This window comes from Streptomyces sp. NBC_01546, from assembly GCF_045208355.1.
In the GTDB taxonomy this organism is placed as follows: domain Bacteria; phylum Actinomycetota; class Actinomycetes; order Streptomycetales; family Streptomycetaceae; genus Streptomyces.
In genome coordinates this window covers 1,587,569-1,604,773 of sequence record NZ_CP109379.1, presented here as the reverse complement: position 1 = coordinate 1,604,773, position 17,205 = coordinate 1,587,569, and the positions used below count along the sequence as shown (strand labels likewise).

Sequence of the window (17,205 nt, the reverse complement as noted above, 5' to 3'; positions counted from 1 at the left end):
GTGCAAACGAAGGCAGGCGGGACCCGATCGTGACGACGTCCATCGAAGGCAGGATCGCCGAGGAGCTCGGCGTACGGGAGCGGCAGGTCAAGGCCGCCGTCGAGCTGCTCGACGGCGGCTCCACCGTGCCGTTCATCGCGCGCTACCGCAAGGAAGCGACCGAGATGCTCGACGACGCGCAGCTGCGCACCCTCGAGGAGCGGCTGCGGTATCTGCGCGAGCTGGAGGACCGGCGCGCCGCGATCCTGGACTCCGTGCGGGAGCAGGGCAAGCTCGACGCCGAGCTGGAGGCGCGGATCAACGCGGCCGACACCAAGGCCCGGCTGGAGGACATCTACCTGCCCTTCAAGCCCAAGCGGCGCACCAAGGCGCAGATCGCCCGCGAGGCCGGTCTGGAGCCGCTCGCCGAGGGGCTGCTCGCCGACCCCTCCGTGGAACCGGCCGCCGCGGCCGCCGCGTTCGTCGACGCCGACAAGGGCGTCGCCGACCCGGCCGCGGCCCTGGAGGGCGCCCGCGCCATCCTCACCGAGCGGTTCGCCGAGGACGCCGACCTGATCGGCGAACTGCGCGAGCGGATGTGGGGCCGCGGCCGGCTCGCCGCGAAGGTCCGCGAGGGCAAGGAGGAGGCGGGCGCCAAGTTCGCCGACTACTTCGACTTCGCCGAGCCCTTCACCGCGCTGCCCTCGCACCGCGTCCTCGCCATGCTGCGCGGCGAGAAGGAGGACGTCCTCGACCTCACCCTGGAGCCGGAGGACCGCGAAGACGCAGCGACGCCCGGCCCGTCCACGTACGAGGGCATGGTCGCCCGCCGCTTCGGCATCAACGACCGCGGCCGTCCCGGCGACAAGTGGCTGGCCGACACCGTCCGCTGGGCCTGGCGTACGAAGATCCAGGTGCACCTCGGCATCGACCTGCGGACCCGGCTGCGCGCCGCCGCCGAGGACGAGGCCGTACGGGTCTTCGCCGCGAACCTGCGCGACCTGCTGCTCGCCGCCCCGGCGGGCACGCGGGCGACGCTCGGCCTGGACCCCGGTTTCCGTACCGGCGTGAAGGTCGCCGTCGTGGACGCCACCGGCAAGGTGGTGGCCACCGACGTCATCTACCCGCACGTGCCCGCCAACAAGTGGGACGAGTCCCTCGCCAAGCTCGCCCGCCTGGCGAAGGAGCACGCGGTCGACCTGGTCGCCATCGGCAACGGCACGGCCTCCCGCGAGACCGACAAGCTCGCCGGGGACCTCATCACCCGCCACCCCGAGCTGAAGCTCACCAAGGTGATGGTCTCGGAGGCGGGCGCCTCCGTGTACTCGGCCTCGGCCTTCGCCTCGCAGGAACTCCCCGGCATGGACGTGTCGTTGCGCGGCGCGGTCTCCATCGCCCGCCGCCTCCAGGACCCGCTCGCCGAGCTGGTCAAGATCGACCCGAAGTCGATCGGCGTCGGCCAGTACCAGCACGACCTGTCCGAGATGAAGCTCTCCCGCTCGCTCGACGCGGTGGTCGAGGACTGTGTGAACGGCGTCGGCGTGGACGTCAACACCGCCTCCGCGCCGCTGCTCTCGCGGGTGTCGGGCATCAGCGGCGGACTCGCCGAGAACATCGTCTCGCACCGTGACGCCAACGGCCCCTTCCGCAGCCGCAAGGGGCTCAAGGACGTGGCCCGCCTCGGCCCGAAGGCGTACGAGCAGTGCGCGGGCTTCCTGCGGATCCGCGGCGGGGACGACCCGCTGGACGCCTCCGCGGTGCACCCCGAGGCGTATCCGGTGGTCCGGGCGATGGGCAAGACGGCCGGCGGCGAGGTGGCGGCCCTGATCGGCAACACCGGCGTACTGCGCTCCCTGCGTCCGGAGCAGTTCGTCACCGAGGCCTTCGGCCTGCCCACGGTCACCGACATCCTGCGCGAGCTGGAGAAGCCGGGCCGCGACCCGCGCCCCGCCTTCAAGACCGCGACCTTCAAGGAGGGCGTGGAGAAGATCGGCGACCTGGCCCCCGGGATGATCCTGGAGGGCGTGGTCACCAATGTGGCCGCCTTCGGCGCCTTCATCGACATCGGCGTGCACCAGGACGGGCTGGCGCACGTCTCGGCGCTGTCGAAGACCTTCGTCAAGGACCCCCGGGACGTGGTCAAGCCGGGCGACATCGTCCGCGTGAAGGTCATGGACGTGGACATCCCGCGCAAGCGGATCTCGCTGACGCTGCGGCTGGAGGACGAGGCCGGGGCGGAGCGCGGCACGGGCGCCGCCGGCCAGGAGCGGCGGGGCGGCGGCCGTCCGCCGCAGCAGCGCGGCGGGGGCGGCCAGGGCCAGGGTCAGAGCGGTCAGGGTCAGAGCGGTCAAGGCCAGAGCGGTCAGGGCCAGAGCGGTCAGGGCCAGGGCGGCCAGGGCCGGCGGCAGGGCGGTCAGGGTCAGCGGCAGGGCGGCGGCGGGTCCGCGTCCGCCGCCGCGCCCGCCAACAGCGCCATGGCCGACGCCCTGCGCCGCGCCGGCCTCACCGGACCCGAGGCGCGCCGCAAGCGGTGACCGAAGGCTTGCAGCCACCCGGCGCGTGAAGGTCTTGTGCGCGATGGCCGAATAGGTTCCCCTCCGGGGGACCTGCCTTGCCAACTCCCGTACAAGATCTGTAGGCATGGTGGAACGCCCGTTCGTCACCTTGGCGGACGGGCTTCCGCTTTTCCCCTCAGGACCGCATTCCCCGAGGCCGCCCTCGAAGGCACAGGACACCATGCCCATGCCCGCACACGCCTACCGACGCTGCCCGAGAAAGGGTCCGAAGAGGGATCACATGTCCCACCGGCAACTCAGCCTGCGTAAACGGTGCGAGAACATTCTCGGCCATCTGGATCTGACCCATCCGTTCTCCCTCGACGCGCTGTGCAGACACATAGCCGAGCAGCGGGGCCGCCCCATCAAACTCCATCCGCTGCCCAAGGAGGCGGCGGAGTCGGGCGTTTGCGGACTGTGGGTGGGCACGGCCAGCGTCGACTACGTCTTCTACGAGGCGCAGACCACCCCGCTCCACCGGGAACACATCGTGCTCCACGAGCTCGGCCACATCCTCTTCGGCCACCACTCGCTGGAGGGCGAGGAGGCCGACGGCGGCGCCCCGGTCGTGCTCGGGCGCACCAACTACACCACCCGGCAGGAGCAGGAGGCGGAGATGCTCGCCAGCATGATCCGCATCCGCACGGCGAACGCCGGACCGCCGTCGGCGGCCCGCGCCCGTGGCACCCTGGCCCGGCTCGAGTCCGCCATGGGTTACGAGCGGGGGAACGATGGCAGCTGACCTGACCGCCTTCGGGAACTGGCTCGCCGTTCCCAGCGTGGTGTGCCTGTGGATCGCGATCCTGCTCCGCGCCCCGGGGGCCCTGCGCTCCCCGCAGCAGCGCGGCCTGTGGCTGGCCGTGGCCACCGCCGCCGGCGCGATGACCCTGAACCTCCCCGACGTCGTCACGTACGCGATGAGCCGCGGCGCCGGCTACGCGCACACCATCGGCCTCGTCCGCAATCTGATCGGCGTCTTCTCCGCCGGCGCCGTCCTCTACTTCGTGGCCGCCGCCGCGGGCGGCCGCCGGCTCCGGTTCGTCTCCTGGACCGCCACGATCGGGTGGCTCACCGCACTCGTCGCGCTGGACGTCGCGGCGCCCGGGCACGGCACGCACACCATGCCGCCGGTCGGCGACCCGGTGCCCTCCCTCGCGTACTGGCTGGTGCTGATCTCCGCACACGTGGCAGCCAACACCGTCTGCGTGGCGCTGTGCTGGCGCTACAGCCGCCGCACCGAGAGCCGGGGGCTGGCCGCCGGGCTGCGGCTCTTCGGCCTCGGTACCGCGTTCGCCGGCCTGTTCTGGTTCGCGTACCTGCTCAAGGCCCTGTTCGGCAGCACGTGGGCGATGCCCGCCCTGCCGCTGCTGATGAACGTGCACGGCCTGCTGCGGGCGGCGGCCATCCTCGTGCCGACCCTGTTCACCTTCCGCCGGACCGCCGCCGACATCTCCACCGCCTGGCGGCTCTGGCCGCTGTGGCGCGACCTGGTCCAGGCCGTCCCGCACGTGGCCCTGAACAAACCGCGGGCCGGGCGGATGGTGGAGCTGCTGTGGCCGCCGGTCCCGCGCAACCTGCTCGTGTACCGCAAGGTGATCGAGACCCGCGACGCGATCCTGATCCTGGGGGAGTACGTCGCCCCGGGCGCCCTGGAGGACGCCCGCGGCCGGGTCGCCGGGAGCGGGGTCCCCGAGCAGCGCCGCACCGCGGCCGCGCTGGCCTCCGTACTGAAGGAGGCGCGGCAGGCGAAGCTCGCCGGAGTGCCGGGGCGGCCGGGCGAGGCGGCCGGGCTGGAGCTGCCCGCCGCCATCCAGACCTCGGCCGAGGGCGGGGACCTGGCCGAAGAGGCCCGGTTCCTCGTCGACGTCGCCCACGCGTACACCCGGGAAGTGAAGCCGTCTTGACCACCGTACTGATCACCGGGGCCAGCGCCGGACTGGGCGCGGCCTTCGCCCGGGGCTTCGCGGCCAAGGGCGCCGACCTGGTCCTCGTGGCCCGCGACAAGGACCGGCTGGAGACGGTCGCGCGGGAACTCGGCCGGGAGTTCGGCACGGTGGCCGAGGTGCTGCCCGCCGACCTGCTGGACCCGGGGGACTGCGCGGCGGTCGCCGAGCGGCTCTCCGACCGGACCCGGCCCGTGGACATCCTGGTCAACAACGCGGGCTTCGGGCTGCCCGCGCCGTTCCCGTACAACTCGGCCGAGGACGAGGAGCGGATGCTCGACCTGCTGGTCAAGGTCCCGCTGCGGCTCACCCACGCCGTACTGCCGGGCCTGCGCGAGCGCCGCCGGGGCGCGGTGGTCAACGTCTCCTCGGTGGCCGGACTGCTGCCGACCGGCACCTACGGGGCGGCAAAGGCCTGGATCACCGCGTTCAGCGAGTCCCTCCGGGTGGACATGGCGCCCTACGGAGTGCGGGTCCTGGCGGTGGTCCCGGGCTTCACCCGCACCGAGTTCCAGGAACGTGCCGGGATGGACGTCAGCGCCCTGCGCGAAGCGGTCTGGCTCGAGCCGCGGGCCGTGGTCGACCAGGCCCTGCGCGACCTCGCCCTGCGCCGCCCGCTCAGCATCACGGGCCGCCGCTACCAGGCGTACGCCCTGGCCGCCCGCCACCTCCCGCGCACCTTCGTGGCCCGCAGGATGGCCCGCACCCGGCGCGCTCCGGCGGACCGGCCGGACGAGCGCTGACGCTGTCGCGGCAGCCCGATGCGCGGACCGGTGACGGGTCCGCGCAGGGCCTGTTGCGAAGGGGGCGAATCAGCAGTCGTCGCCGTGGCCGTAACCGCCGTAGCCGTAGTCGTCATCGTCGTCGTCCCAACCACCGTGGTGGCCCCAACCACCGTGGTGGCCGTAGTCGTCATCGTCGTCCCAGCCACCGGCGACGTAGCTGACGTGTTGGGCCGGGGCTGCCGCCGAGGCGGTGCCCGCCGTACCGAGCGCGGCCCCGCCGGCCATCAGAAGACCGGCAGCGGAGACCACGAAGAGGCGCTTCGCTCTCTGTGCAAACATGAGAAATTTCCCTTTCCTCCCACCTCCTCGCACCTCATCGAGGGGTGAAGGGGTGGAACCGCGGCTGCAGAAGAACAATGCGCAGCACGGATCGGATACAGGGCCGCGGGATATGCGGAAGCACGGTTCCGGCCACAAAAGGCTCAGGCGCCACATGGGTCACATGTGTCCCAAAAGCAAGCACGCGTCAGAGGTTCAACCCCCGCCGACGCGGCACTCCAGCCATGGGGGCGTGCTCCGCGGTTGCGGCTCTCAGCAATAAAGGCTACTCGCGCACGAGCCGCTCGGCACCTTGAGTCGTCAAGGACCTTGAGTCGTCAAGGCGACAGGGCCTAGAGCTCGGTGACCTTGCCGTCATCGACCCGGAGGCGGCGGGTCACCGCGACCGCGTCCAGCATGCGGCGGTCGTGGGTGACCAGCAGGAGGGTGCCCTCGTACGCCTCCAGCGCGGACTCCAGTTGCTCGATCGCCGGGAGATCGAGGTGGTTGGTGGGCTCGTCCAGGACCAGCAGGTTCACCCCGCGGCCCTGGAGCAGGGCCAGGGCGGCGCGGGTGCGCTCGCCCGGGGAGAGGGTGGCCGCCGGGCGCAGGACGTGGGCCGCCTTGAGGCCGAACTTGGCCAGCAGGGTGCGGACTTCGGCCGGCTCGGTGTCCGGGACGGCCGCGCAGAAGGCCTCCAGCAGCGGTTCGTCGCCGAGGAACAGGCCGCGGGCCTGGTCCACCTCGCCGATCAGGACGCCGGAACCGAGGGTGGCGGAACCGGAGTCGGGCGCCAGCCGGCCGAGCAGGACGGCCAAGAGCGTGGACTTGCCCGCGCCGTTGGCCCCGGTGATCGCCACCCGGTCCGCCCAGTCGATCTGCAGGCTGGCCGGGCCGAAGGTGAAGTCGCCCCGCTTGACGGCCGCTTCGCGCAGGGTGGCCACCACCGAGCCGGAGCGCGGGGCCGCCGCGATCTCCATGCGCAGCTCCCACTCCTTGCGGGGCTCGTCGACGACGTCCAGCCGCTCGATCGCCCGCTGCGTCTGGCGGGCCTTGGCGGCCTGCTTCTCGCTGGACTCGCCGCGCAGGTTCTTGCCGATCTTGTCGTTGTCGCTCGCCTTGCGGCGCGCGTTGCGTACGCCCTTGTCCATCCAGTTGCGCTGCATCTGGGCCCGGCCCTCGAGGGCCGACTTCTTGCCCGCGTACTCCTCGAACTCCTCGCGGGCGTGGTCGCGGGCGCGTTCGCGCTCCTCCAGGTAGGCGTCGTAGCCGCCGCCGTAGAGGTTGATCTGCTGCTGTGCCAGGTCGAGTTCGAGGACCTTGGTGACGGTCCGCGTCAGGAACTCGCGGTCGTGGCTGATCACGACCGTGCCCGCGCGCAGCCCCTTGACGAACTGTTCCAGCCGCTCCAGACCGTCCAGGTCGAGGTCGTTGGTGGGCTCGTCCAGCAGGAAGACGTCGTAACGGGAGAGGAGCAGCGAGGCGAGGCCCGCGCGGGCCGCCTGGCCGCCGGAGAGCGCCGTCATGGGCAGGTCCAGACCCACCGTGAGACCGAGCTCGGCGGCGACCTCCTCGGCCCGCTCGTCGAGATCCGCGCCGCCGAGGTTCAGCCACTGGTCCAGCGCGGTCGCGTACGCGTCGTCCGCGCCCGGCGTCCCGTCCACCAGGCCCTGCGTCGCCTCGTCCAGCTCCGCCTGCGCGGTGGCCACCCCCGTACGCCGGGCCAGGAACTCCCGTACCGACTCCGCGGGCCTGCGCTCCGGCTCCTGCGGGAGGTGGCCGACGGCGGCGCTGGGCGGGGAGAGCCGCAGCTCACCGGTCTCGGGGGTGTCCAGCCCGGCGAGCAGGCGCAGCAGGGTGGACTTCCCGGCGCCGTTGACGCCGACGAGGCCGATGACGTCGCCGGGCGCGACGACGAGGTCGAGATCGGCGAACAGCGTGCGCTCACCGTGGGCGGCGGTGAGCTTCTTGGCGACGAGGGTTGCAGTCATGATGTGCCGATCCTATCCGGGCAGGTGCGGGCCACCGGCGATGGCCGGATAGGTGGGAGGAGCGTCATTGCGGCCATGGGGTGCGGCATCACACCATGAGGTCATGTCGTTGCGAAACGTGCTGGTCGTCCTCTACGACGGGGTCCAGAGCCTTGACGTGACCGGGCCGGTGGAGGTGTTCGCCGCCGCGGCCCGGTTCCCGGGGCGGAAGGCGTACGAGATCCGGACCGTGTCCCCGGGCGGTACGCCGGTCCGTACGAGCAGCGGACTGACGCTGATGCCGGACGGGGACCTGGAGGGCGCCCGGCCGGGGCGGGGGACCACGCTCCTCGTGCCCGGCGGCCACTACACGGCCGACTTCGAGCCGCGGCTCACCGACTGGCTGCGCGCCCACGGGGGAGGCGCGGAGCGGCTGGTGTCCGTGTGCACGGGAGGGCTGCTGCTCGCCGAGGCGGGACTGCTGGACGGGCGGCGCGCGACGACGCACTGGTACGTGTGCGAGCAGATGGCGAGGGACTACCCGGACGTGGCGGTGGAGCCGGACCCCATCTACATAAGGGACGGGCCGGTCGCCACCTCGGCCGGGGTCACGGCGGGGATCGACCTCGCGCTCGCGCTGGTGGAGGAGGACCACGGGCGGGACGTGGCGCTGACGATCGCCCGGCACCTGGTGGTGTTCCTGCGCAGGCCCGGCAACCAGGCGCAGTTCAGCGCGCAGCTGGCGGCGCAGACGGCGCGGCGGGAGCCGCTGCGGGACGTCCAGCAGTGGATTTCGGAGCACCCGGACCGGGACCTCAGCGTCGAGGCCCTCGCCGCGCGGGCCCGCCTCTCGCCGCGCCACTTCGCCCGTGCCTTCCAGGCGGAGACGGGGGTCACCCCCGGCCGGTACGTCGAACGCGTGCGGGTGGAGCACGCGCGGCGGCTGCTGGAGGACAGCCGGGAGGGCATCGCCCAGATATCCCGCGCCTGCGGCTACGGCACACCGGAGGCCCTGCGCCGTGCCTTCGTCAGGACCCTGGGCCAGCCCCCGGCCGAGTACCGCCGGCGCTTCGGACCCTGACCGCCGCCGAAAGACCCCCGTACAGACCTGCCGCCCCCGACCGGGGACCGGCACCACGCGACCGCTCCGGAGGAGCCATGCAGATCGCCGTACTGCTCTACGACCGCTTCACCGCCCTCGACGCCATCGGGCCCTTCGACACGCTCGGCCGGCTCCAGGGCTCCGAGACGGTGTTCGTGTCCGAGCGACCCGGGCCCGTGCGGACCGACAACGGGTCGCTCGCCCTCGTCGCCGACAAGGCGCTCCACGAGGTGACCCGGCCGGACATCGTCATCGTGCCCGGCGGACCGCACACCGAGCTGGAGATGAAGAACCCTGTCGTCCTTCAGTGGCTGCGGGACGTCGACGCCACCACCACCTGGACGACCTCCGTCTGCACCGGCTCCCTGCTGCTCGCCGCCGCCGGGCTGCTCGACGGACGGCGGGCCACCAGTCACTGGCTGTTCCTGGACCAGCTGCCGCGCTTCGGGGCCGAGCCGACCGGGGAGCGGGTGGTGTTCGACGGGAAGTACGTCACCGCCGCCGGAGTGTCCGCCGGGATCGACATGGGCCTCACCCTGCTCGGCAGGATCGCCGGTGACGAGTACGCCCAGACCGTGCAGCTGATGACCGAGTACGACCCCCAGCCGCCCTACGACGCCGGTTCCCCGGCCAAGGCCCCCGCCGAGCTCGTCGCGCGACTGCGGGCAGTCAGTCCGCTGTAGGCCAGCGGAAGACGGGCGCCCGGCGCTCCAGGAACGCGGCGACACCCTCCGCGGTGTCGCCGCTTCCGGCCGCCTGCGCCGCCCAGTGCCCGTCCCGGTCCGTCCGCCCGTCCGCGAACTCCTTGGCCGCCGCCTGCGTCAGCTGCGACCGCGAGGCCAGCACGCGCGCGAACTCGCCCACCCGCTTGTCCAGTTGGCCCGCCGGCAGCAGCTCGTCCAGGAAGCCGGTCCGCAGTGCCCGGTCCGCGTCGATCAACTCCGCGGAGAACAGGAGGTACTTGGCGGCGGCCGGGCCGACCAGCCGGGCCAGCCGCCGAGTCGAGGAGGCCGGGTAGACGATGCCCAGCTTCGCCGGGGTCACCCCGAACGAGGCCCCCTCCTCCGCGAACCGCAGATCGCAGGCGGCCGCCAGCTGGCTCCCGCCGCCCACGCAGTACCCGCGGATCGCCGCCAGCGTCGGCTTGGGGAAGGCGGCCAGCGCCTCCTCGGCCGCCACGGCGAGTGCCTGCGGGTCCTCGTCCCCGGTGAGCGAGGAGATGTCCGCGCCCGCGCAGAAGGTCGCGCCCGCCCCGGTCAGGACGAGCACCCGCACGGCCGGGTCGGCGGCCAGCCCCGGCAGCAGCTCCGGCAGGGCCCGCCACATCGCGGCCGTCATGGCGTTCCGCTTGGCGGGGTGCGCGATGACGACGGTGGCGACCCCGTCTGCGACGGTGTGGAGGAGGGCTGCGTCCCGGGCTGCGTCCATGCGCCGGATGCTATCCCGGGGCGTCACCGGTCGGTCCGGCCGGTCCGGCCGGTCCGGCCGGTCCGGTCCACACCGGCGCGGCCACCCCAGAAGATCAGGAACAGTCCAACAACTGACTCTGTCATACGCCATTGGTCAGAATGTGTCCGAATGACGCTGACTTATGGTCAGCGGCGCGGCCCGGACCAGGCTGTTCCGCACTCTAGGCGTGTGGAGACGATCGAGCGCGAAGACGGGGGACGGAAGATGGATGTCAGCGGGAACGTCCCGCCAGCCCGGGAGGCGGAGCCCGAGGCTCCCGCCGACCCCCTCGCGTACGAGGGAGTGTGGAGGTTCACCGCTCCCGCCGTAGAAGAATCCGTTCCGCAGGCGCGCCGCGCCGTCCGGGACCTGCTCGGGCGCCAGGGGGTGCCCGCCCAGCAGGACCTCGTGTACTCCCTGCTGCTGATCGTCTCCGAACTGGTGACGAACTCGGTCCGGCACGCCGCCCTGCTCTCCCCGGAGGTCGCCGTCGAGGTCGCGATCGGCCGCGAGTGGGTACGGGTGGCCGTCGAGGACAACCACCCGTACCGCCCCAAGGCACTGGAGGCCGATTTCGGCCAGACCGGCGGCCGGGGGCTGCTCCTGGTGCGGGAGGTCACGCTGGAGGCCGGCGGGGTCTGCGACGTCGAGCACACCTCGACGGGCGGCAAGGTCATCTGGGCGGCCCTGCCGCTCACCGCGCCGACCGCACCCGCGGCTCCGGTCGCCTGACCATTGCGGGGACCCCTCCCGGCGCTGGCCGGGGAAGGGCTACCAGCCCGCGGCGTCACCGGTCAGCTCGCGGATCGCGGGCCGCGCCGCGTCCAGAACGGTCATGAACCAGGCAGAGAACGGCACTGCGGCGTGCCGCTTCGCCAGCTCCTCGGCGGTGACGAAGGCGGTGTCCCCGACCTCCTCCGGATCCGGCCGCACGGTCGCCTGCGCGAGTCCCACGAAAAGGTGGTTGAACTCCTGCTCCACCAGACCCGACGCGGGGTCCGGGTGGTTGTAGCGGACCGTCCCCGCCTCCGCGAGCAGTGAGGGGGACAGCCCCAGCTCCTCGTGGGTCCGCCGGGCCGCGGCCGCGAACGGCGACTCCCCGGGGTAGGGGTGACCGCAGCAGGTGTTCGACCAGACGCCGGGGGAGTGGTACTTCCCGAGGGCCCGCTGCTGGAGCAGCAGACGGCCCTGCTCGTCGAAGAGGAACACGGAGAACGCCCGGTGCAACTGCCCGGGTGCCTGATGAGCGGAGAGTTTCTCCGCCGTGCCGATGGTATTGCCGGACTCGTCGACCAGTTCGAGCATGATCGGCTCTTGAGCGCCGGTGCCGTTGGTCGCGCTGTTCGCGGCGGTGGCTGGTGTGGTCGGCATACCCATCCTTCGCTTCGGACTCCGGCCTTCAGTCTGCCGTACAAAAGAGGCTTGTCCGCACTTCGGAGATCCGCGCATGTCTGCCCCCCGTCGCGTGATAAGCGACGAGGGGCAGATCACTTCGCGTACTCCGCCCGCGGCGTCAGACCCCGAACGGGGCCGGATATCCAGCGGGGTCCCGGACGCCGCCAGGTTGACGGCCCGTACGGCGGCCTCGTCGGCCGGGGTCTCCGGCCGGGAGGGTCAGGCGCCGCCGTCCCCGGCGGTCACCGGGCGCAGGACGTAGCCGGTATACCCGTACTCGTGTCCGTGCCGGGCCCGTACGCGGAGCTCCTCGCGGGTGGCGGCCAGCGCGGCCGCCGTCGCCGGATCCCCGGCGCCGGGGTGGGTCCTGACCCGCTCGGCGAGCGGGCCGTAGTACTCGGCCCAGTCCGAGTCGGGCAGGTGGTGCACGCCGAGCACCCGGTACCCGGCGGCCTGGGCGGCCGCGAGGTTGCCGGCGGTGGAGCGCAGCGGGCACTCCTTGTCCCAGAAGGCGCGGGCGCCGGCGGACGGCTCCGCGACCGTCCACTGGCACTCGGTCAGCACGAGGGTGCCGCCGGGGGCGAGCAGCCGCCTCCACCGCGCGAGCGCGGTGTCGAAGCCGATGACATAGGCGGAACCCTCCGCCCAGACGAGATCGAAGGAGCCGTCGGCGAACTCCTCGCCCTCCCCGCCGGGCAGTGCGCCCATGTCCGCCCTGACGGTGCGGACCCGGTCGCCGAGCCCGCGGGCCCCGGCGGTCGTACGGAGCTCCTCGAGGAACGGTGCGTAGAGGTCGACGGCGGTCACCTCGGCGCCGTGCCCGCCCGCCTCCGCGGCGAGCAGCAGGGCACTGCGGCCCGGACCGCAGCCCAGGTCGAGGACGCGCGGCCGCTCGGGCAGCGGTCCGCACAGGGACAGCAGGTGCCGGGTGCTCGCGTCGGAACCGGGAGCCTGCCGGGGCAGGCCGCGGTGCAGAGTGAAGAAGGCCTCAATGAAGGCGGTGTCGGTGGTGCCGGTGGTGTCAGTGGTGTCGGTCAACGTGAACCCTTGAACGGGGGCTCCGGCCGACGGGGACCGTCAGTGGATGATCAGGCCCGGCCGGATGCCCGGAAGAAATGGGGGATGCACCGGAGTTCGCTGCGCATGGCCGCGACCACTACGACGGTCATCAACCCACCTCTTTCCACTCGACACGATCAGGGGCGTGTCCACCGTAACATCGGCGCCGTTTGTGGTACCGCACCGTGATCGTCAATGATGATCACGCCCCGGCCCGGGGCCGGGGATATTCGGCTTATCAGGGCGTAAACGGGTGGTGAACCCCTGCTTCCATTCATCCGATAGCCTCTGCCGACGTGCCGCCGCCCCAATGAGGCGCCCGTCCGGAGCCAGTCCGGACTTCGTTACAAGGAGTGAGTTCGTCTGCCGACCGTCATCCTCACCGGCCTGCCGGTCCCCGGATCACCGCTCGCTGACGAGCTGCGCTCACTCGGCTTCGAGGTCCGTCCCGCCGCCGGTCCCCAGGACGCCGCCGCCGCACTGGCCGCCGTACCCGCCGACCAGCGGGTGGCCGTCGTGGACAGCGCCTTCGTCGGGCACGTGCACGCGCTGCGCCTCGCGCTGACCGACCCGCGCTTCGACGCCTGCGCGGTCACCGGAGCCCTCGCCGTCCAGCCCGGCGCCCGCGAGGCGCTCGACAAGGCCGCCGCCGCCCCGGGCGACGGCCCGGACCCCTACGCCGACCGGCTCGCAGCCGCGGTCGAGGCCGCCGGGACCGCCGTCCAGCGCCCCGAGCTCGGCACCCTCGTCGCCGCCGTCCCCGCCACCTCGGCGGACCGGGACGCGGCCGTCGCCGCGGTCGCCGCCGTCGACGACGAGGCGGTACGCCTGCGGACCGCCGTGAAGTCCCGCGACGGCTTCTTCACCACCTTCTGCATCAGCCCGTACTCGCGCTACATCGCCCGCTGGTGCGCGCGCCGCGGCCTGACCCCGAACCAGGTCACCACCGCCTCGCTGATCACCGCGCTGATCGCGGCCGGCTGCGCCGCCACCGGCGAGCGCTGGGGCTACGTCGCGGCCGGGGTGCTGCTCCTCTTCTCCTTCGTCCTGGACTGCACCGACGGGCAGCTGGCCCGCTACTCGCTCCAGTACTCGACGATGGGCGCCTGGCTCGACGCGACCTTCGACCGTGCCAAGGAGTACGCCTTCTACGCGGGCCTCGCGCTCGGCGCCGCCCGCAACGGCGACGACGTGTGGGCGCTCGCGCTCGGCGCGATGATCCTCATGACCTGCCGGCACGTCGTGGACTTCTCCTTCAACGAGGCCAACCACGACGCGACGGCAAACACGAGCCCCACGGCCGCCCTTTCCGACAGGCTCGACAGCGTCGGCTGGACGGTCTGGGTCCGCCGCATGATCATCCTGCCGATCGGTGAGCGCTGGGCGATGATCGCGGTGCTGACCGCCTTCACCACCCCCCGGATCGTCTTCTACGCCCTGCTCATCGGCTGCGCCTTCGGCGCGCTCTACACCACGGCCGGTCGGGTCCTGCGCTCCCTGACCCGCAAGGCGACCCGCACCGACCGGGCCGCGCAGGCCCTGTACGACCTCACCGACTCCGGCCCGCTCGCCGAGTTCCCGCGCCGCCTGCTGGGGGCCCGGGGGCCGGCCGCGAGCTCCGTGTGGATCGCCGCCTTCGGCGCCGTCGCCCTCATCGGCTTCGCCCTGAGCCGCCCGTACGGCGACCCGGCGCTGATCGCCGTCGCCGTGCTCTACGCCGTGGCCGCAGGCGAGGCCGTCTCGCGCCCCCTCAAGGGCGCCCTGGACTGGCTGATCCCGCCGCTGTTCCGGGCCGCCGAGTACGTCACGGTCCTGGTGCTCGCCGCCAAGGCGGACGTCCCCGGGGCCCTTCCGGCGGCATTCGGCCTGATCGCGGCGGTCGCCTACCATCACTACGACACGGTGTACCGCATTCGTGGCGGCACCGGCGCGCCCCCGCACTGGCTGGTGCGGACGATCGGCGGCCACGAGGGCCGGGTCCTGCTGACCACGGTGCTGGCCGCCGTCCTCGCGACGCGCGCAACGGACTTCCCCGTCGCGCTCACGGCCATGGCCGTGTTCGTGGCACTCGTGGTGCTCGTGGAGAGCATCCGCTTCTGGGTCTCCTCCGGAGCACCCGCCGTACATGACGAAGGAGAACCAGCATGATCGGCCTTGTACTCGCTGCCGGTGCCGGACGCCGTCTGCGTCCCTACACCGACACCCTGCCCAAGGCCCTCGTGCCCGTCGGTCCCGCGGGCGACGAGGAGAGCATCACGGTTCTCGACCTGACCCTGGGCAACTTCGCCGAGGTCGGCCTCACCGAGGTCGCCATCGTCGTCGGCTACCGCAAGGAGGCCGTCTACGAGCGCCGCGAGGCCCTCGAGGCCAAGTACGGCGTCAAGATCACGCTGATCGACAACGACAAGGCCGAGGAGTGGAACAACGCCTACTCCCTGTGGTGCGCGCGTGACGTCCTCAAGCAGGGCGTGATCCTCGCCAACGGCGACACCGTCCACCCGGTCTCCGTCGAGAAGACCCTGCTCGCCGCCCGCGGCAACGGGCAGAAGATCATCCTCGCCCTCGACACGGTCAAGAGCCTGGCCGACGAGGAGATGAAGGTCGTCACCGCCGACGGTCAGGGCGTCCGGAAGATCACCAAGCTGATGGACCCGGCCGACGCGACGGGCGAGTACATCGGCGTCACCCTCATCGAGGCCGAGGCCGCCGAGCAGCTGGCCGACGCGCTGAAGACCACTTTCGAGCGCGACCCCGACCTCTACTACGAGGACGGCTACCAGCAGCTCGTCAACGACGGCTTCACCATCGACGTGGCCCCCATCGGCGACGTCAAGTGGGTCGAGATCGACAACCACGACGACCTCGCCAAGGGCCGGACGATCGCATGCCAGTACTGACGAGGCTCATCCCCTCGCCCGTCGTCGTCGACATCGCCAGCGGAGCGATGGACGACCTGGCCGGCCTGCTGGCCGACCAGCGGATCTCCGCGTCCGGAAAGCTGGCGATCGCGATCAGCGGGGGCTCCGGCGTCGCGCTGCGCGCAAAGCTCGAGCCCGTGCTGCCGCACGCCGACTGGTACGCCGTCGTCGACGGCACCATCGACTCCGCGGTCAAGCTGGCCGACGACATAAAGGGCCGCCGCTACGACGCCGTCGTGGGTCTGGGCGGTGGCAAGATCATCGACGTGGCGAAGTACGCCGCGGCGCGGGTCGGGCTGCCCATGGTGGCCGTCGCCACCAACCTCTCGCACGACGGCATCTGCTCGCCGGTGTCCATCCTGGACAACGACAACGGCCGCGGTTCCTACGGCGTGCCCACGCCGATCGCCATGGTGATCGACCTCGATGTGATCAAGGAAGCCCCGGTGCGGTTCATCCGCGCCGGCATCGGCGACGCGATCTCCAACATCTCGGCGATCGCCGACTGGGAGCTCTCGCACAAGGTCACCGGCGAGCCCGTCGACGGCCTGGCCGCCGCCATGGCCCGTACCGCCGGCGAGTCCGTGCTGCGCCACCCCGGCGGATGCGGTGACGACGAGTTCCTCACCGTGCTCTCCGAGGCGCTGGTCCTCTCCGGCATCGCCATGTCGATCAGCGGGGACTCCCGCCCGTCGTCCGGCGCCTGCCACGAGATCAGCCACGCCTTCGACCTGCTCTACCCGGGGCGCTCCGCGCTCCACGGCGAGCAGGTCGGCATCGGCGCCGCCTTCGCGATGCACCTGCGCGGGGCCGACGAGAAGTCCGGCCTCTTCATCGAGGTACTGCGCCGGCACGGCCTGCCGGTGACCCCGGAGGAGATCGGCTTCAGCATCGACGAGTTCGTCACGGCCGTCGAGTACGCCCCGCAGACCCGCCCGGGACGCTTCACGATCCTGGAGCACCTCAACCTGTCCGCCGCCGAGATCAGGGACGCTTACGCCGACTATGCCAAGACCATCCGTAGCTGAACTCCGGCCCGTCGTTCACCCGGCGGGCGTGAAGGACCGGCGCAGCGGCGAGCACTGGGGCGGGCGCCTGTACATGCGCGAGATCTCCCTGCGCATCACCCGCTACCTGGTCACCACCAGGGTCACGCCGAACCAGCTGACCTACGTGATGACCCTCGCCGGTGTCCTGGCCGCCCCGGCGCTGCTGGTGCCGGGCATCTGGGGCGCCGTCCTCGGCGTGCTGGCGGTCCAGCTGTACCTGCTGCTCGACTGCGTCGACGGCGAGGTCGCCCGCTGGAAGAAGCAGTTCTCGCTCTCCGGCGTCTACCTGGACCGCGTCGGCGCGTACCTGTGCGACGCGGCGGTCCTGGTCGGCTTCGGCCTGCGCGCCGCGGACCTGTGGGGCGGCGGGCAGATCGACTGGCTGTGGGCCTTCCTGGGCACCCTCGCGGCGCTCGGCGCGATCCTGATCAAGGCGGAGACCGACCTGGTCGGCGTCGCCCGGCACCAGGTCGGCAAGGAGCCGGTCAAGGAAGAGGCGGCCGAGCCGCGCTCGTCCGGCATGGCGCTGGCCCGCCGGGCCGCCGCCGCGCTGAAGTTCCACCGCCTGGTCCTCGGCATCGAGGCCTCGCTGCTCATCCTGGTGCTGGCCGTCCTGGACCAGATCCACGGCGACCTGTTCTTCTCGCGGCTGGGTGTCGCCGTGCTCGCCGGCATCGCGCTGCTGCAGACGGTGCTGCACCTGGTCTCGGTCCTCGCCTCCAGCAGGCTGCGATGACGGCGGA

At 72.2% G+C, this 17,205-nt stretch carries 15 protein-coding genes and 1 pseudogene; 11 read left to right on the top strand and 5 right to left on the bottom strand.

Annotated features, from left to right (window positions below):
* Positions 1–29 precede the first annotated feature (29 nt).
* From OHA89_RS07710 to OHA89_RS07695, 4 genes are all read left to right on the top strand, one after another.
* A complete protein-coding gene (locus OHA89_RS07710) occupies positions 30–2,513 on the top strand; it encodes a Tex family protein (protein ID WP_406365745.1) in 2,484 nt (827 codons plus the stop codon).
* A 262-nt stretch (positions 2,514–2,775) separates the two neighbouring features.
* Complete coding sequence (locus OHA89_RS07705) at positions 2,776–3,276, top strand: hypothetical protein (RefSeq protein WP_215144416.1); 501 nt, start codon at positions 2,776–2,778, stop codon at positions 3,274–3,276.
* A complete protein-coding gene (locus tag OHA89_RS07700) occupies positions 3,266–4,438 on the top strand; it encodes an MAB_1171c family putative transporter (RefSeq protein WP_266613752.1) in 1,173 nt (390 codons plus the stop codon). Before OHA89_RS07705 ends, OHA89_RS07700 begins: the two co-directional genes overlap by 11 nt.
* Positions 4,435–5,220 carry an SDR family NAD(P)-dependent oxidoreductase gene (locus tag OHA89_RS07695; protein ID WP_406365744.1) on the top strand — a complete coding sequence of 262 codons (786 nt, stop codon included), beginning with the start codon at positions 4,435–4,437 and terminating at the stop codon, positions 5,218–5,220. The genes OHA89_RS07700 and OHA89_RS07695 overlap by 4 nt, the downstream gene beginning before the upstream one ends.
* Before the next feature lie 69 nt (positions 5,221–5,289).
* Here OHA89_RS07695 and OHA89_RS07690 read toward each other — a convergent pair whose 3' ends face one another.
* Together OHA89_RS07690 and OHA89_RS07685 are read right to left on the bottom strand one after the other, a co-directional pair.
* A complete protein-coding gene (locus OHA89_RS07690; protein ID WP_406365743.1) occupies positions 5,290–5,541 on the bottom strand; it encodes a hypothetical protein in 252 nt (83 codons plus the stop codon).
* 332 nt (positions 5,542–5,873) lie between these two features.
* Positions 5,874–7,511 carry an ABC-F family ATP-binding cassette domain-containing protein gene (locus OHA89_RS07685; protein ID WP_215144424.1) on the bottom strand — a complete coding sequence of 546 codons (1,638 nt, stop codon included), beginning with the start codon at positions 7,509–7,511 and terminating at the stop codon, positions 5,874–5,876.
* A gap of 103 nt (positions 7,512–7,614) precedes the next feature.
* Here OHA89_RS07685 and OHA89_RS07680 point away from each other — a divergent pair, with 103 nt between their 5' ends.
* Both OHA89_RS07680 and OHA89_RS07675 read left to right on the top strand, forming a co-directional pair.
* Positions 7,615–8,571 carry a GlxA family transcriptional regulator gene (locus OHA89_RS07680; protein WP_266613747.1) on the top strand — a complete coding sequence of 319 codons (957 nt, stop codon included), beginning with the start codon at positions 7,615–7,617 and terminating at the stop codon, positions 8,569–8,571.
* Positions 8,572–8,648: 77 nt separating this feature from the next.
* Entirely contained in the window at positions 8,649–9,275 is a 627-nt protein-coding gene (locus OHA89_RS07675; RefSeq protein WP_215144428.1) for a DJ-1/PfpI family protein, read from the top strand.
* On the opposite strand, the gene OHA89_RS07670 is transcribed toward OHA89_RS07675, so the two are convergent.
* Entirely contained in the window at positions 9,262–10,020 is a 759-nt protein-coding gene (locus OHA89_RS07670; protein WP_406365741.1) for an enoyl-CoA hydratase/isomerase family protein, read from the bottom strand. The genes OHA89_RS07675 and OHA89_RS07670 overlap by 14 nt on opposite strands.
* A gap of 210 nt (positions 10,021–10,230) precedes the next feature.
* Between OHA89_RS07670 and OHA89_RS07665 the strand changes: the two genes are divergently transcribed.
* Positions 10,231–10,773, top strand: a complete 543-nt coding sequence (locus OHA89_RS07665) for an ATP-binding protein (RefSeq protein ID WP_215144433.1) — start codon at positions 10,231–10,233, stop codon at positions 10,771–10,773.
* A gap of 39 nt (positions 10,774–10,812) precedes the next feature.
* Here the strand turns inward: OHA89_RS07665 and idi are convergent, their stop codons facing one another.
* The gene (gene idi / locus OHA89_RS07660) at positions 10,813–11,412 is read right to left on the bottom strand and encodes an isopentenyl-diphosphate Delta-isomerase (RefSeq protein WP_215144461.1); all 600 of its coding nucleotides are present in this window, start codon (positions 11,410–11,412) and stop codon (positions 10,813–10,815) included.
* Positions 11,413–11,586: 174 nt separating this feature from the next.
* Positions 11,587–12,474: pseudogene (locus OHA89_RS07655) on the bottom strand (SAM-dependent methyltransferase); the annotation flags it as partial.
* Positions 12,475–12,858: 384 nt separating this feature from the next.
* Between OHA89_RS07655 and OHA89_RS07650 the strand changes: the two are divergent.
* From OHA89_RS07650 to OHA89_RS07635, 4 genes are read left to right on the top strand one after another with little or no spacing between them, the layout of a single operon-like run.
* Positions 12,859–14,643 (top strand): DUF5941 domain-containing protein, encoded by a 1,785-nt coding sequence (locus OHA89_RS07650; RefSeq protein WP_406368440.1) that lies wholly within the window; start codon positions 12,859–12,861, stop codon positions 14,641–14,643.
* Positions 14,640–15,392 (top strand): sugar phosphate nucleotidyltransferase, encoded by a 753-nt coding sequence (locus OHA89_RS07645; RefSeq protein ID WP_215144434.1) that lies wholly within the window; start codon positions 14,640–14,642, stop codon positions 15,390–15,392. Before OHA89_RS07650 ends, OHA89_RS07645 begins: the two co-directional genes overlap by 4 nt.
* Positions 15,380–16,441 carry an iron-containing alcohol dehydrogenase family protein gene (locus OHA89_RS07640; RefSeq protein WP_215144436.1) on the top strand — a complete coding sequence of 354 codons (1,062 nt, stop codon included), beginning with the start codon at positions 15,380–15,382 and terminating at the stop codon, positions 16,439–16,441. The genes OHA89_RS07645 and OHA89_RS07640 overlap by 13 nt, the downstream gene beginning before the upstream one ends.
* Entirely contained in the window at positions 16,419–17,198 is a 780-nt protein-coding gene (locus OHA89_RS07635; RefSeq protein WP_215144438.1) for a CDP-alcohol phosphatidyltransferase family protein, read from the top strand. Before OHA89_RS07640 ends, OHA89_RS07635 begins: the two co-directional genes overlap by 23 nt.
* Positions 17,199–17,205: the final 7 nt, after the last annotated feature.

Bases quoted from the DNA above. Each gene is read 5' to 3' on its own strand.
- idi (WP_215144461.1), bottom strand. From the start codon at position 11,412: ATGCCGACCACACCAGCCACCGCCGCGAACAGCGCGACCAACGGCACC.
- OHA89_RS07705 (WP_215144416.1), top strand. From the start codon at position 2,776: ATGTCCCACCGGCAACTCAGCCTGCGTAAACGGTGCGAGAACATTCTC.
- OHA89_RS07685 (WP_215144424.1), bottom strand. From the start codon at position 7,511: ATGACTGCAACCCTCGTCGCCAAGAAGCTCACCGCCGCCCACGGTGAG.
- OHA89_RS07690 (WP_406365743.1), bottom strand. From the start codon at position 5,541: ATGTTTGCACAGAGAGCGAAGCGCCTCTTCGTGGTCTCCGCTGCCGGT.
- OHA89_RS07680 (WP_266613747.1), top strand. From the start codon at position 7,615: ATGTCGTTGCGAAACGTGCTGGTCGTCCTCTACGACGGGGTCCAGAGC.
- OHA89_RS07645 (WP_215144434.1), top strand. From the start codon at position 14,640: ATGATCGGCCTTGTACTCGCTGCCGGTGCCGGACGCCGTCTGCGTCCC.
- OHA89_RS07635 (WP_215144438.1), top strand. From the start codon at position 16,419: ATGCCAAGACCATCCGTAGCTGAACTCCGGCCCGTCGTTCACCCGGCG.
- OHA89_RS07675 (WP_215144428.1), top strand. From the start codon at position 8,649: ATGCAGATCGCCGTACTGCTCTACGACCGCTTCACCGCCCTCGACGCC.
- OHA89_RS07670 (WP_406365741.1), bottom strand. From the start codon at position 10,020: ATGGACGCAGCCCGGGACGCAGCCCTCCTCCACACCGTCGCAGACGGG.
- OHA89_RS07640 (WP_215144436.1), top strand. From the start codon at position 15,380: ATGCCAGTACTGACGAGGCTCATCCCCTCGCCCGTCGTCGTCGACATC.
- OHA89_RS07700 (WP_266613752.1), top strand. From the start codon at position 3,266: ATGGCAGCTGACCTGACCGCCTTCGGGAACTGGCTCGCCGTTCCCAGC.